14 protein-coding genes are annotated in these 15,479 nt (G+C 35.8%); all 14 read left to right on the forward strand.

The features are described from left to right. Nucleotides 1–33 precede the first annotated feature (33 nt). Nucleotides 34–1,521 carry an exopolysaccharide Pel transporter PelG gene (pelG, locus tag ACQRCC_RS08700; RefSeq protein WP_427850419.1) on the forward strand — a complete coding sequence of 496 codons (1,488 nt, stop codon included), beginning with the start codon at nt 34–36 and terminating at the stop codon, nt 1,519–1,521. Nucleotides 1,522–1,537: 16 nt separating this feature from the next. After that, the gene (locus tag ACQRCC_RS08705; protein WP_427850420.1) at nt 1,538–2,743 is read left to right on the forward strand and encodes a glycosyltransferase; all 1,206 of its coding nucleotides are present in this window, start codon (nt 1,538–1,540) and stop codon (nt 2,741–2,743) included. A gap of 24 nt (nt 2,744–2,767) precedes the next feature. After that, a complete protein-coding gene (locus ACQRCC_RS08710; RefSeq protein WP_427850421.1) occupies nt 2,768–3,520 on the forward strand; it encodes a glycosyltransferase family 2 protein in 753 nt (250 codons plus the stop codon). An 11-nt stretch (nt 3,521–3,531) separates the two neighbouring features. Beyond that, nucleotides 3,532–4,617 carry a glycosyltransferase family 4 protein gene (locus tag ACQRCC_RS08715; RefSeq protein WP_427850422.1) on the forward strand — a complete coding sequence of 362 codons (1,086 nt, stop codon included), beginning with the start codon at nt 3,532–3,534 and terminating at the stop codon, nt 4,615–4,617. Between the two features lie 14 nt (nt 4,618–4,631). Further along, a complete protein-coding gene (locus ACQRCC_RS08720) occupies nt 4,632–5,657 on the forward strand; it encodes a glycosyltransferase family 2 protein (RefSeq protein ID WP_427850423.1) in 1,026 nt (341 codons plus the stop codon). Between the two features lie 17 nt (nt 5,658–5,674). Continuing rightward, nucleotides 5,675–6,652, forward strand: coding sequence for a glycosyltransferase family 2 protein (locus ACQRCC_RS08725; RefSeq protein WP_427850424.1), 978 nt, complete (start codon nt 5,675–5,677; stop codon nt 6,650–6,652). A 275-nt stretch (nt 6,653–6,927) separates the two neighbouring features. Continuing rightward, nucleotides 6,928–7,887: a glycosyltransferase family 4 protein gene (locus tag ACQRCC_RS08730; protein WP_427850425.1), complete on the forward strand. Its 960-nt coding sequence runs from the start codon at nt 6,928–6,930 to the stop codon at nt 7,885–7,887. Then, on the forward strand, nt 7,877–8,569 hold the full coding sequence (locus ACQRCC_RS08735; protein WP_427850426.1) for an acyltransferase: 693 nt from the start codon (nt 7,877–7,879) through the stop codon (nt 8,567–8,569). Before ACQRCC_RS08730 ends, ACQRCC_RS08735 begins: the two co-directional genes overlap by 11 nt. A gap of 18 nt (nt 8,570–8,587) precedes the next feature. Beyond that, the gene (locus ACQRCC_RS08740; protein ID WP_427850427.1) at nt 8,588–9,613 is read left to right on the forward strand and encodes a glycosyltransferase family 2 protein; all 1,026 of its coding nucleotides are present in this window, start codon (nt 8,588–8,590) and stop codon (nt 9,611–9,613) included. 22 nt (nt 9,614–9,635) lie between these two features. Then, on the forward strand, nt 9,636–10,703 hold the full coding sequence (locus ACQRCC_RS08745; RefSeq protein ID WP_427850428.1) for a polysaccharide pyruvyl transferase family protein: 1,068 nt from the start codon (nt 9,636–9,638) through the stop codon (nt 10,701–10,703). Nucleotides 10,704–10,726: 23 nt separating this feature from the next. Further along, nucleotides 10,727–12,247 carry a lipopolysaccharide biosynthesis protein gene (locus ACQRCC_RS08750; RefSeq protein WP_427850429.1) on the forward strand — a complete coding sequence of 507 codons (1,521 nt, stop codon included), beginning with the start codon at nt 10,727–10,729 and terminating at the stop codon, nt 12,245–12,247. Beyond that, on the forward strand, nt 12,232–13,398 hold the full coding sequence (locus tag ACQRCC_RS08755; RefSeq protein WP_427850430.1) for a Coenzyme F420 hydrogenase/dehydrogenase, beta subunit C-terminal domain: 1,167 nt from the start codon (nt 12,232–12,234) through the stop codon (nt 13,396–13,398). Before ACQRCC_RS08750 ends, ACQRCC_RS08755 begins: the two co-directional genes overlap by 16 nt. A 19-nt stretch (nt 13,399–13,417) precedes the next feature. Continuing rightward, nucleotides 13,418–14,359: a glycosyltransferase family 2 protein gene (locus ACQRCC_RS08760; RefSeq protein ID WP_427850431.1), complete on the forward strand. Its 942-nt coding sequence runs from the start codon at nt 13,418–13,420 to the stop codon at nt 14,357–14,359. Nucleotides 14,360–14,406: 47 nt separating this feature from the next. Next, on the forward strand, nt 14,407–15,479 hold a 1,073-nt coding region (locus ACQRCC_RS08765; RefSeq protein WP_427850432.1), incomplete at its 3' end, for an acyltransferase.

A 15,479-nucleotide genomic window follows, 5' to 3' on the forward strand; every position in this document is an offset into this window, starting at 1 on the left:
TCAGAGAAGAGGTCGTGCAGAAAGGAGAAGGCTATGGCGGGAATTGGTGTAAAACTGAACCGGATTTATCATAAGAATACGATTACTACCAATATTGTAGGATTTTTCTATAGTACAGTTGTAACCATCGCACCGGTTCTTGTTGTAATCATTAACCTGATGCTGATGCAAAAAGTACTGAAATTCAATACGGTCCGCTATTTTGACCGGGAATTATTTTCCTGTACAGTTTTGTATGTTTTTATCTTCTCTCTTCTGACAACTTCACCATTCAACGCGGTGTTGTCCCGTTATATGTCGGATGTGATCTTTGAAGAGCGATACGAGGATGTGCAGCCATGCCATAGAGTCGGGTTGTTGACCAATATTTGTTTTAGCTGCCTGTTCGCAATCCCATTTTGCTTCTGGGAGCATCTGGTGGGAGGCGTTCCGATTTATTATGTGTTTACGGGTTATTGCTGTTTTGTCAGTCTGGTTCTGGTATTTTACAATATGCTGTATCTGTCAATCTGTAAAGAGTACAGATTGATTTCCTTCTATTTTCTGGTGGGAATGGTAACGGCATTTTTACTGTCTGTTTTTCTTCGTTATGTGTGTAAAGTCAGTATTACTTACAGTATGCTTTTGGCGTTGACGGTGGGATTCTTACTCACAGCAGTACTGGAATGGGCAAAGATTCATCAGTTTTTTCCGGATAACAGTGAGGAATACCGGAGAGTATTTGAATATTTCCGAAAATACTGGCAGCTGATCCTGATTAATTTTCTTTACACGCTGGGATTGTTTATCCATAACTTTGTGTTCTGGGGAACGGATATGGCAATGCATCTGGTTCGAACCTTTGTGTGTAACCAGCCGTATGATATGGCAACCTGCCTTGCAATGTTTACCAACATATCGGCAAGTGTTATCTTCATCTCCAGAGTGGAAATGTATTTCCATGAACGTTATCGGGATTATGCAGATGCAGTATTTGGCGGAAGAGGGATTGATATCCGGAATACGAGGGAGCGGATGTTCCGGCAGCTGGGAAGCGAACTGATGACATTGGTACGTCTGCAGTTTATTGTATCGGTAATCATTTATCTGATTTTTGTAATCTTTCTTCCGGGAATGGGATATGCGGGACTGGTTATGCGGATATATCCGATGGTAGCAGCCGGGTATTTCATCCTGTTTCTGATGTATGCGGAGATTATCTTTCTGTATTATTTTGAGGATCTGAATGGAGCACTGCTTACAGCTGTAAGCTTTTGTGTGGGAACATTTTTCGCCAGTCTGGTTGCAGTACATCTGAGCCATATATTTTATGGAACAGGTATCTGGGGCGGATCGGCAATCGGATTCGTGGTTGCTTATCTGCGGCTTCGCTGGATGGAGCGCAATCTGGATGAGCATATGTTCTGCAGAGGAAATATTATGAAACAAGCAAAAGGAATCAAGCCTTCCCCGAAGGTATTTGATCTAAGGGAGCAGAAAAAGTCGGAGGCAAGTCTGGAAATCGAAACAAAAGAAAAATAGGGGGGCAGGATACCCGATGAAGAAAATATTATTTGTTATCAATACACTGGGGTATGGCGGTGCCGAGCGCGCCATGCTGAATCTTTTTGATATACTGGATCCGGAAAAATACGAGATATCATTGTTTGTACTGACAGGACAGGGAGAATTAAGCCATGAATTACCGGAATACGTACATCTTCTTAATCAGAATTATAAAGATGTATCCGTACACACAAAAGAAGGAAGAAAACTTCTGATGAGGAGTGTGTTGAGAGTTGGTATAGGAAAAGGGCTGTTCCTGCGTCGAGCTCCATACTTGTTGAAAAACTTTAGGAACATGCGAAGAAATGGAAAAATTCTGCCGGATAAGTTATGCTGGTGTCTGCTTGCCGATGGTGCACCAATTATACGAAAAGAATACGATCTGGCAGTAGCCTATCTGGAAGGCGGGGCAACCTATTATGTGGCAGAACACGTAAAAGCAAAGAAAAAAGCTGCATTTGTCCATATCGATTATGGACAGGCCGGGTATGGAAGAGAACTGGATCAGGATTGTTACAGGAAAATTGACTGGATCTTTACGGTATCTGACGAGGTGAAAGATCATTTCCTGGAGGTGTATCCGGAATATAAACAGAAAGTTTCGGTCTTTCACAACCTTGTAAATCAGGAACGAATCCGGCGGATGGCGGATGAGGAAAGTGGTTTTGAAGATGATTTTCAGGGATATCGGATTCTGACTGTTGGGCGATTGAACCATCAAAAGCGATATGATATTGCAATTCGGGCGATGGCATTACTGAAAGAGAAGAGTAAAGTCCCGGTTCGGTGGTATGTGCTGGGAGAGGGGAATCTCCGAACCAGTCTGGAACAGCAGATCAGAGATGCAGGTCTGGAAAAGGAATTCATCCTTCTGGGCGTAAAAGAGAACCCATTCCCTTATTATAAGAACTGTGATTTTTATGTACATGCGACCGGGTTTGAAGGAAAGAGTATTGCCATACAGGAGGCACAGACACTTGGAAAACCAATTCTTGCAACGGATTGCAGCGGGAACAGAGAGCAGATGACAAATGGAGTAGACGGATGTATGTGTCAGTTGACGCCGGAGGCAGTCAGCAAACAGCTTCTCTGGATGATTGAGCATCCGGAAGAATGCAGATGCTACGGAGAAGAAGCGAGGAAGAAAGTATTGTACCATACGAAAGGGCTGAATCAGTTCCTGGCTCTGATAGACTGAAAAGTGACATAAGAGGATAAAGCATTGAAAGTACTTATTATAATACCGGCATACAATGAAGCAAAAAGTTTAAAGAGGGTAGTCGATCATCTGAGGCACACCTGCCCACAGTATGACTATCTGATTATCAATGACGGGTCAATTGATAATACAGAAGAGATATGCAGGAAGAATCAGTATCATGTTATCAATTTTCCTGAGAATCAGGGATTGATCAAAGTTGTGCAGACGGGGATGAAGTATGCACTGGAGCATGGTTATGATGCGGCATTACAGTTTGATGCGGATGGACAGCATCTGCCGGAATACATAGACGATATGGTAAAGCGCATGGAAGAAACAGATTGCGATATTGTGATTGCTTCCAGATTCTATGGAATTAAAATGCCGGTTCGCATGCGTACTCTGGGTGGCAAAATGATTTCTGCTGCAATCCGGATAACAACAGGTAAGTACATCACTGATCCGACCAGCGGGATGCGCCTTTATAAAAGAAATATAATCCGTCTTTTTTCAGAAGAAACGGATCATGTACCGGAGCCGGACACGATCGCATATTTGATCCGAATGGGAGCGGATGTGCGGGAAGTAAAAGTAAAGATGGAAGACAGGAAAGAAGGTCAGAGCTATCTGACCCCAATAAATGCGATAAAATACATGGTAAGGGTTCTTTCATCAATCCTTATTTTACAATGGTTCCGGGAGAAAGAGAAAGTAACACAAGACACAGGAGAGATCCACCAGGAAGAACATCATGAGATGGGCAAAACAGCCTAGGGAGGAAACCAGTGAAGAAGAGAATCTGCTTTTTTTCAGGTGATATTACAAGAAGTGGAGGAACAGAGCGTGTAGCAGTACAGCTTGCCAATGCACTGCAGGAAGACAAGACATATGATATTTGTATCATGAGTCTGACGGAACAGCAGAAAGCGCCGTTTTATCCACTTCATCCAGACGTTAAAAGATACAGACTGGGCAAGAAGTGGATGAATCCGGGACCCGGTTATATACCATTGATAGGGAGACTTCGGAAATTTCTGAAAGACAGGCAGATTGATATTATTATAGACATTGATATTGTGCTGGATGTGCTTTCCATACCAGCAGCAAAGTGGATGAAGACAAAGGTGGTGTCGTGGGAGCATTTTAACTGTGAATTTGAACAGCAAATATTATATCGAAGACTGATATCGAGATTGACGGTACGTTTTGCCGATTACATCATTACGATTACAGAAGAAGATAAAGTGAATTACCGGAGAATCCTGGGAAGAAAAACACGGATAAGCGCAATCTACAATATGGTTCCAAACATGCAGAAAAATGCAGAAGTAGTACGAGAAAACTGGATCGTAACAGCCGGCAGACTGACTTATCAAAAGGGAATTGAATATCTTGCGAGAATTGTTGTTCCTGTTTTGAAAAAACATCGGGATTGGAAATGGTTCATTTTGGGAGATGGTGAAGACAGAGATATTCTGGAACAGGCTATTTCAGAAAATCAACTGGAAGATCAACTGATACTTATGGGAACAGTTGAAAATGTAGATTGGTATCTGAATCGGGCAAAATTATTTGTACTGACATCCAGATATGAGGGGTTTGGCATGTGTCTTGTAGAAGCGCTGCAAATGCAAGTGCCTTGTATAAGTTTTGATATAAAAATCGGGCCTTCGGAGATTATAACCAATAATCTGAATGGAATATTGATTCCGCCATTTGAATGTGAACAAATGAATCACGAAATTGATAATCTGATAGAAAATCCGGACAAGCTAGAAAAAATGTCGGCGAATACGATGATCGGATTTGAACGATATCAGGATGAGTATATTATAGAGAAATGGAAAAGTTTATTGAGTAAATTGTCATAGCAAAGGGAAAGAACATGGCAGAAGTAAGCATTATTGTACCTGTGTATCAGGTGGAACAGTATATCAGACAATGCGTAGATAGTATTCTGGCACAGACATTTACAGATTTTGAGCTGATTCTTGTGGATGATGGATCAAAAGATCAATCAGGTAAGATTTGTGATGAATATGCCCGGATGGATGCGCGGGTGAAGGTGATTCACCAGAATAACAGTGGTGTAGCTGTTGCAAGAAATAACGGAATTGCATATTCAAATGGAAGATATTTGTGTTTTGTGGATGCAGATGACTGGATAGAAGATACAATGATTGCAAAGTGCGTTTCTCAGATTAAAGAATATGGTGCGGATGTCTTGCGTCATGGTCATATAATGGAATTATGGAAAGATGGAAAATGTGTAAATAAAGAAATAAAGAATGCTCCAAATTTTGTAAAGGTACTGACACACGATCAGATAGCAAAAAAAATGGAAAAATTTTGGCCAAACTGCAGTAATTATGTGTGGAACTATTTTTTTAAAAGAGAAGCAATTGGACAGATTCAATTTCCAGAGATTCAGATATCGGAAGATCATGTATTTGTATTGGAAGTATTGGAAAACTGTAGAAGAATCTGTTTCCTTTCGGAAGATTCTTATCATTATTGTATGAGAATGGGGTCTTCTGCAAACCGCTGGCAGGAGACGGGAATATGTTGTCAGTTGGAAATGATCCGGACGTGTCATAACTTTATGGATAGTTTTGGAATAAAAGCAGAAAGAAAAAAGAGCTTGATGTCAAATAATATATTAAGTGCCTATTCTTACGCAATTTATTTACTGTGTTTTCCTGAGTGTAAATGGTCTGTAAAAGAAAAAATGGCAAAAATCAGCGAAGTGAGAAAAGAGTTGGAAATAGATCAATATACTTCGTATTCTGTATTGACAGGATTGTCTATAGCGGACAAGATTAAGCAACAATTAATCTGCTGGAGGCAGGAGAAGTTGTTGATACTGTTAGGACCAATATTTATGAAGGTTGTGCGAAAGGCAAATGGATAAGAGGAGACTACAGGAGAATGGCAGAGGTCAGTATAATTGTGCCTGTATATCAGGTGGAAAAATATATTGCACAATGTATTGAGAGTGTATTAAATCAGACATTTCAGGATTTTGAATTGATTCTGATCGATGATGGTTCGAAAGATGAATCTGGTATAATATGTGATTTATATGCGATGAAAGATGACAGGATTATTGTGATCCATACGGATAATCAGGGTGCAGCTGCAGCAAGGAATGTAGGGTTGGAGCGTGCCTCTGGAAGATATATCACTTTTTTAGACGGTGATGATTATTTGGCTCCAAATATGGTTGAAAGGCTTTATGAGGTAATAGAGTATTCACAGTATGATATGGTAGTATGTGATTTTTTAAATATTTTGCCGAATGAAAAGGATAACTTTATTGTGCATCTTCAGGAAAAGACTGTGAATGGGAGAGAGGTGCTGGAACACCTGAAAAACGAAAAAAATCATGGACTCTGGACGATTGTCTGGAATAAGATTTATAAAAGAAAAGTCCTCGAAAATCTCAGATTTCCTGATGGAAAATATTTTGAAGATGAGTTTTTTTCGAACCAGTTATATTTAGTCAGTAATCAAATTCATGTAATACCGGATGTGTTGTGCTATCATAGAGTGTTGGAAACCAGCACCATGAATACACAGAAAATAGAGAATTATCTGGATTTGCTTGAGGCTCTGCAGGAAAGATTAGAGATATATTTTATATATGCTTATGCAGATGATGAAATTTATAAAGTACTGATATATTTGCTGGATCCTTTTACAAAATGTGTAAAGGCTAAATTTAGTGGTATAAATGAACAAAGAGTGGAACAGACCAGAAGATTTATTAAAACGACATCAAAAAAATTAATGAAGAGGGAGTTGTCATTTGTAAAAAAGAGTTCTCTGGTTATAATCGGGCTATTTCCGGATCTGACGTATCGATTAGCAATACGGTTTAGAAGTCAGTTAGAAAAATTCTTATAAATATAAAAGATAAGGAAAAAAGCATGCGAAAGATTTGTATTATTATGGGCGGAGTAATGCCGGTTCCGGCAGTATGTGGTGGCGCGATTGAGACGCTGGTTACAAGTATTGTAAAGAAATATTCAAGAAAAGATGATTTTAAGTTGACAATATGTTCGGTTTATCATCCGGAGGCGGTGAAAGTTGCAAAGCAGTATCCGGATGTCCACTTTTTCTGGACACATACAAGAAAGATCAAATACATGTTTATGCATGCGATATTTCTCGGAGTACGAATGACAACCGGAAAATGTGTCAGACCTTTGCAGCGTCATTACAATGAAATTGCAGAATTATTTAAGCAAGAAAAATTTGATCTGATTATTGCAGAGGGTGGGGATACACAGGCAATTATAGATATTGCAAAAGGATATAGACGAGATCAATTTGCAAATCATGTCCATATTCATTATCTGCCACCTGAAAATATTGTAGAGCATTATGGTCATGTCATTGGAGTGAGTGAATTTGTAACAGAAGAGTATCTGAAAGTTTGTAACCTTCCAGTGAAATCACATGTGTTGAAAAATGTAATTGATGTAGAAAGCTTCAGTAGAAATGTATCAGAAGAGCAAAAAAAAAGCATAAGAAAAAGGTTGGGATTGCCTGAAAAGGATTTTGTGATTCTTTATGTCGGAAGAATAATGGAAATTAAAGGGGTACTGGAACTGATGCAGGCGGTTATCGGTCTAGAAGATGAAAATATTAAACTTCTTATTATTGGAAGTGCGAATTCTGGAAAATGGTCATATTCTTCTTATGAAAGAAAAGTGAAAAAACTTTCAGAACAAAGCAAAGAACGTATTATTTTCGCTGGATACATAGATAACTCAGAAGTATATCAATATGCGGCAGTGGCCGATGTGCAGTGTGTCCCTACGTTGGTAGAAGAAGCAGCTGGTTTGGTTCTGTTGGAAGCAATGGCAGAAGGGCTTCCTTTGATTGTGACTAGATCCGGTGGAGTTATGGAGTATATTGATGAAAGTACAGCATTGATTATTGAACGGGAAAATATTGTGGAAAATTTAAAAAGAGCAATTTGCTATATGAAAGAGTATCCAGAAGTACGAAATAAGATGTCAAAAAAAGCTAAACTACAAAGTAAACAATATGATGAAACAATCTATTACAAAAACTTTATTGATATGATTAATGACATAATGGACGAAAACAGGGAGAACAAAAATGGAAATTAAAGATGTATTTTCACTGAAAATAAGAGATATATGTTCTCTGATTATAAGTTTACCAATTACAATATATGTAAATTTTCGTTGCCTTCCGTTTAAGACGGCTTTGAAGCTTCCGATATTTATAGGATATAAAACCCATATTGATAAATTGAGCAGAAATATCAGGTTTGGTTGTGAGCCGACAACATTTATGGTTCGAATTGGATGGGGTGGGACAGAAGGAAGAGAAGTCGGTAAAAAGAATTATCTGTTATTAAATGAAAATTCATCAATTCAATTTAATGGCAGATGTACCATGTCTTCCGGAGTGTCATTAATATTGGATTTAGGAACTTTAGAAATAGGAGAAAATTTCTTTTGTAATAAAAACTGTACCATTTCATGTAATGGTAAAATTACAATAGGGGATAATGTTTTATTTGGCTGGAATGTGGAAGTGCTGGATTCAGATAATCATAAAGTGATACATAAAAATCAGGAAACAATTCGTGACAGGGGAGAAATCAAAATCGGAGATCATGTTTGGGTGGCTGCATTCTCTCATATTTTGAAGAATAGTTCCATTCCAGACGGAAGCGTGGTCGCGTATCATAGTCTTGTGACAAAGAAGTTTGAAGGTGAAAAACTGTTACTGGGAGGATGTCCGGCGAAGGTGATAGAAAAGCAGATAGAGTGGGAGCAGTAGTTGGAGGATAGTATTAATATGAATGATAATCAGCCATTGGTCAGCATTATTATGCCTGTATATAATTGTGAACGCTTCTTATCAGAATCAATAGAAAGTGTTATTTCTCAGAGTTACAAAAAATGGGAACTGTTGATAGTTGATGATGGTTCTACGGATAAAAGTATTTCAATAATAGAATCGTATGCGGAAAAAGACAGTAGAATTCAATTATATAAAAATGATTCAGGAGAACATGGTCCGGGTATTGCGCGTAATTACGGAATAGAACGAATAGGTGGAAAGTACACATATTTTATTGATGCAGATGATTGGATCGAAAAGGCTTTATTGCAGGACACAGTGGCTTTGGCAGAAAAGATGGATGCTGATATTGTTCCGTTTGGGTTTATTGTTGAGAATAATGGAGAAAAGAAAAAAAAACCTTTGAAGCCATGTGGAAATTTTGAATTTCAGGATTTCAAAAAAGTTGCAAATGAAATCGTGCGTGGAACATGGTCGGAATGCCATGAACTTATCAGAAGTGAGTTGTTGAAGGATGTGCGTCATAATAAGTTTAAAACATGTGAAGATATTTGTTTCCAGATGGATTTATTATGCAATGTTAGGAAAGTATGTGGAATAGATAAAGAATATTATCATTATAGAATTGTACAAGATTCTATCTCGCATATTGGAAAATGGGACGACGCATTTATGGAAACAGCTATTGCAGTATGGAATGGGGAAAGAAGATTTCTTGAATATTGCGGTTTGAATGAGAATTCCCAGATAATGAAAAATACAGCAATAGAAAGGTATACAGGATGTTTGTATTGGTTATGTAAAAGGAAATGTCCGTTGTCATTTAAGGAGAAGTATTTGCAGATAAAGGATATTGGCAATAGGATGGAAATTAAGAAGTTTAAATATGAATTTGACTGTACAAGTTATTCTGGTGTGAAAAAGATAACAAAATTGTTAATAAAGCATAATTGGGAAATGGGAATGATTTTAATGGGTACATTTTATTTCAAAATATTTGAAAAAAGCACAAATTTATAAATTGACATAAAGGAGAAAAGTGGTGGGGAAGAAAATAGGAGTAATTACGATAAATGATTTTAATAATTATGGAAATAGATTACAGTGTTATGCTGTTCAGTACTACCTGGAAAATATGGGATATAATGTAGAAAATGTTTATAATGAGTATAATAGTAACAGTTTTATAGTGAATAAAGCGAAGATACTCATTCGATCGTTAAAAGATTTTAATAATAGAAAAACAATCGCTGTTAGAAAACAAAATTTTCTTGAATTTAATAAATATATTAAGTTTTCAGAAAAATCTATAATCAATGGGAAGCTTAATGAAGATTTTAATAAAAAGTATGATTTCTTTATTACCGGGAGTGACCAGGTATGGAATCCTTATGATAAAGGAAGAAGTGGAATAGATTTCTTGAGTTTTGCAAATGATGAAAAGAAAATTTCATTTTCGGCAAGTTTGGGAGTTGAAAAGGTACCTGATTATAAGGTGGAAGAATATAAGCAGTATTTAAAAAATTATAAAAGTATCTCTGTTCGTGAAGAAACAGCTAAGAAAATAGTTGAAGATTTAACTAATAGAGAAGATATAGAAGTATTAGTTGATCCTACAATGTTATTAACAGCTGATGATTGGGAAACCGTATCACAGAAACCGAATATCTTTTATCATTCTAAGTATATTTTGACATATTTTTTAGGCGGATCCAGTAAATGGGAAAATATAACAAAAAGTATTGCTGATAAGTATTCCTGCGAAATAGTAGATATTTACGATAAGAACAGTATATTTTACACATGTGGTCCACAACATTTTCTGAATTTAGTAAAAGATGCTTTTTTAATTTGTACAGACTCTTTTCATTCAGTTGTATTTTCTTTTTTGTTTAATAAACCATTTATTGTTTTTGATAGAGAAAATACAAAAATAAATATGAATTCCCGTATGGAAACATTTTTGGAAAAGTTTGGACTGCAACAAAACAGATATGTTGCTAATCAAGATATAGAGGAATATTTAAACTGGGATTACTCAGAGGGATATATAATATTGGAGCAGGAACGAGAGAAGGCAAGACAATTTATAATACGTGCGTTATCTTGAATTAACGTAAAGAAGGATAATCGATGAGAGAAATAAAAAATCAATTAAAAGCAGGTGTAGTATTATCATATGTATCAACTGCAATAACTATTGTTATACAGCTTATATATATGCCGGTTATGATTCGGCTTCTTGGAAAAAGCGAATACGGGTTATATTCGTTGGTATCCAGTGTGGTTGGTTATCTGAGTTTGTTCAGTTTTGGATTTACAGGAGCATATTTACGTTTTTTTGCAAAATTCTATAGTAACAAGGAAAAACTGGCATCTTTGAATGGAATGTTTTTCACACTTTTTAGTATATTAGCAGTTTTGGCAACAATAAGCGGAATAGTTTTGAGTTTTTTTCCAGAACAGATTTTTGGTTCTAAATTATCGGATTCGGAAATTTCGAAAGCAAGAATACTTATGCTTATATTAGTTATAAATATAGCAATTGCATTGATAAGCAGTATATTTGATTCCATAGTGGCGGCATATGAACAGTTCGTTTTTCAGCGTATTTTGGGACTGGCATCAGTACTGATAAATCCTTTTGTATGTCTTCCATTGCTTTTAATGGGATATGGAAGTGTTATGATTGTAGTTGTTACAACAGTGGTTACACTTGTGCGATTTGTAGTGAATGCATGGTTTTGTTTTTCTATAATAAAAATTCCTATTTCTTTCCAGAAATTTCATTGGAGTTTGTTAAAAGAAGTCGCAGTGTTTAGTTCTTTTTTGTTTCTTAATATGATTATCGATCAGATAAACTGGAATGTAGACAAGTTAATACTTGGTCATACAAGTGGAACAGAAGAGATTGCGGTGTATGGTGTTGCATCACAGATTAATGGACTATTTAATACATTTTCAATTACTATTTCATCTGTATTTGCTCCCAGAGTAAATCATATTGCAGCGCAAGATGGAAATGATTATCAGCTAGAGTTTACGAAGTTAATGGCTAAAATTGGTAGAATACAATGGATGATCCTTGGATTGTTGACAGGCGGGTTTATTGTATTCGGTAAATATTTTATTGTACATATTTTCGCGGGAAAGGGATATGCAGCTGCATATACAGCTGCATTATTTTTAGTAATACCGGCGTTGATTCCTTTGATTCAGAATATTGCGGTTGAAATGCAGAGAGCACTAAATAAACATCAATTCAGAACGATTATTTATTTAATAATGACAATATGTAATGTTGGAATCAGTATACCATTAGCAAGTGAATGGGGGGCAATTGGAGCTGCGATGGGAACGGCGTTTAGTTTTCTAATAGGAAATGGATTGATTTTGAATATCTTTTATCATAAAGTATTGAAGATCAATATGATTTTTTTCTGGAAGGAAATACTAAAAACCTGGAAAGGATTTTTAGTTCCATCAATAGTAGCAGTATTTATTATTCGATGTGTTGTATTTGAAAATTTAAAAATATTTTTAGTAAGTGCAATTATTTTCGTTATTATTTATGGCGCATCAATTTTGATTTTTAGTTGTAATGAAGAAGAAAAGAATTTGATATTTGGTATGACAAAATGGAAAAGAAGATGATAAATAAAAAAGAGTGTTGTGGATGTACAGCCTGTATGCATATATGTCCGTTGAAATGTATTACAATGCAAGAAGATGAAGAAGGGTTTCTTTATCCGATTGTAGAAAAAGAAAAATGTATTCATTGTCATCAATGTGAAAAAGTGTGTCCTATTCAAAATAAAAGTATTTTAAATAAAAAAACAGAGACGTTTGTAGGCTATAGCAAAGATGAAGAAATTAGAAAACAAAGTTCATCTGGAGGAATTTTTTCTGTTCTTGCTGAATGGATTTTACAGCAAAATGGAGTGATTTTTGGTGCCGCGTTTGATGAAGAATTTGAAGTTCGTCATATTGCTATAGAAACGAAAGAAGAGTTGTCAAAATTACGTGGAAGTAAGTATGTTGAAAGTCGACTAGAAAATGTTTATCCCGAGGCAAGACAATACTTGGAAATGAAACGTATAGTTTTGTTCACAGGGACGGCTTGTCAGATTGCAGGATTAAAAAAATATCTTAATAAAGAATATGAAAATTTGTATACAGTGGATGTTCTTTGTCATGGTGTTCCATCATCAAAAATTTGGCGAATGTATTTAGAAGAAAAAAGGAATCAGTATCATGCTTCAATCGAAAAATTTGAATTTCGTAACAAGAAGAACGGATGGAATAACTTTTTTATAAATATTGCTTTTTCTAATAAGCAGCAATATAGTGTGCATTTTTTTGAAGATGAATATATGAGATTATTTTTAGGTAATATAGATTTGCGTCCGTCGTGTTATGAGTGCCATTTTAAAGGATTCCCAAGAACATCAGACATGACGATAGGAGATGGCTGGGGAATAGAAAAACTTATGCCTGATATGAATGATGATAAAGGGGTGTCTATTATTTTATTACATTCGACAAAAGGTGAGAAAATGCTTGAAGCAATTAGGAACAAACTTGTTGTGAGAGGAGCAAAATTGAATGAAGTATTGCCTCCAACAGCAGAATCAAGAAAACCAGCGGAAATGCATCCAAACAGAAAAAAATTTCTGGAGGGTATGAGAAGAGGAGAAAGTTTTGAGATTTTATATGAATATGTTCAAAAAAGCTTTATTCAAAGAGGAGTGAGTTTTCTTCGAAGTATTTTTAATAAGATTAAATTTATAGTGGTAAAGAATTAGCAGATGAGGAAATGAGAGAATGATCAGCATAATAATGCCAGTATATAATTCTGAAAAATATGTTTCGGAAGCAATTGAGAGTGTATGTAATCAGAGTTATAATCATTGGGAACTGTTGATTGTCAATGATGGCTCAACGGATCATACTTCAAAAATCATAGATGATTATTCAAAAAAAGACTCCCGTATAAAAATATTCCATAGAAATAATGAAGGGGTTTCTACGGCGAGAAATTTTGCATTGAGTCAAATATGTGGAGAGTATGTTACATTTATTGATAGTGACGATGTGTATCATAGAGATCGTTTGGAAAGAATGTTGCAAGTGTTTGAACAGTATACAAATTGTGATATCGTCTTTTCAAGGCATAAAGAATTTAAAGGTAGATTGAACAAGGATGAGAGCATCGGCTCAGAAAAAGTTGTGCTCAGTGATGATGATATACTTGAAAAAGTAATTTCTGATTCAAGGTGTCATTTTATGTGTAATACAATGATGAAGGCAGAAATCGCAAAAAAAGAAAAATTTGCACCGATACGTTTCGCAGAAGATTTTTGTTATATCCGGGATTGTGCTTGCCATTGCAGTCAAATGGCTATTTTGGATGAGGTATTATATTTTTATAGACGAGATAATGAGAATGCAATGACCAGTCATTTTTTTTCGGAAAAATATGTTCCAGATTATATGAAGTTAGTTGAGAATATTTATAAATTTTGTAAAAATCATAAATTGGAGAATGACTTTTACAAAAGGATGGTTGCACGCGAATATGCTCAAAATAGTATGAGAATTAGAAAAAGCTCATCATATTCAAAGTTTGTTGCATGTATGAATGATAAGAAGTTTAGAGAGGGGATGGGATTTGCAGATGCGTCACAGTGTACGTTGTTTGAAAGAGTATTGTTTTGTATGGTAAAGTACAAAATATATTTTCCGTTCGCTTTTTGGATTTGGTAATTTGTGAACTGTGAACTGGAAGTGAATTAGCGAAAAAGGAAACCGTTATGAGAGAAAAAAATTATGGAATCGACACACTGAGAATACTTGCTATGTTTATGGTGACGATATTACACATATTAACTCAGGGTGGAATTTTAAATGCATCAGGCAGATTTACAAGTCAATATGAAGCAGGATGGTTTCTCCAAATTGCGGCATTTTGCGCAGTGGATATTTATGCCCTTATTTCCGGATATGTATGGGTTTCTGCAAGGTATAGATATAGAAATATAATAGAATTATGGTTACAGGTTCTATTTTACACGTTTTCCATTACTGCATTGTTTTGGGCTGTTGTCCCATCTTCTGTATCTGCAATGGAATGGATGAAAGCATTATTTCCGGTAATGTTTAATCAGTACTGGTATTTCTCATCTTATGTTGCACTTTTTTTGTTTATACCGCTCTTAAATATAGTTCTTGAGAAGATGGAAAAAAGACAGTTGCAATTCTGTATTGGAATAATACTTGTCTTCTTTAGCTGTATACAGACGGTGTTTTATAGTGACGCGTTTGGAACAAATGATGGATATAGTGCAATCTGGCTTATGATTTTATATTTAGTAGGCGGCTATGTAAAGAAGTATGGCCGAAGTATAGAAGGAAAAGCAACAAGGTTTCTTTTAGGATATTTTATTATGGTGGGATTTACATGGTTATCCAAACTGTTTATTGAAATTCTGACCCTGCGTTTCCTGGGTGAAGTTCGCGCTGGGAACTATCTGATCAGCTATAAATCTCCTACAATCCTGTTTGCAGCAGTTTTTTTGCTTTTATTTTTTGAAAGGATTAATATATCTTCGTTTTGGAAAAAGGTGATATGCTTTTGCTCACCAATGGCATTCGGTGTTTATTTAATACACAATCATCCACTGGTCTTTTATTATTTGATGAAGGACAGATTTTCAGAGTATGCCGGATTTCCATGGATACTGGAAATTTTGGCAGTGTTTGGAACGGCGGTATGCATCAATTTGATTTGTTATATGATTGATTTTATCCGATTAGAATTATTTAAAAGATTACATATTAGGGAAAAGATAGATATGTTTGAGGAAAAGATGAAAGTTGTTTTAAA

Origin of the sequence: Sporofaciens sp. SGI.106 (genome assembly GCF_050314255.1) — a bacterium.
Taxonomy (GTDB): domain Bacteria; phylum Bacillota; class Clostridia; order Lachnospirales; family Lachnospiraceae; genus Claveliimonas.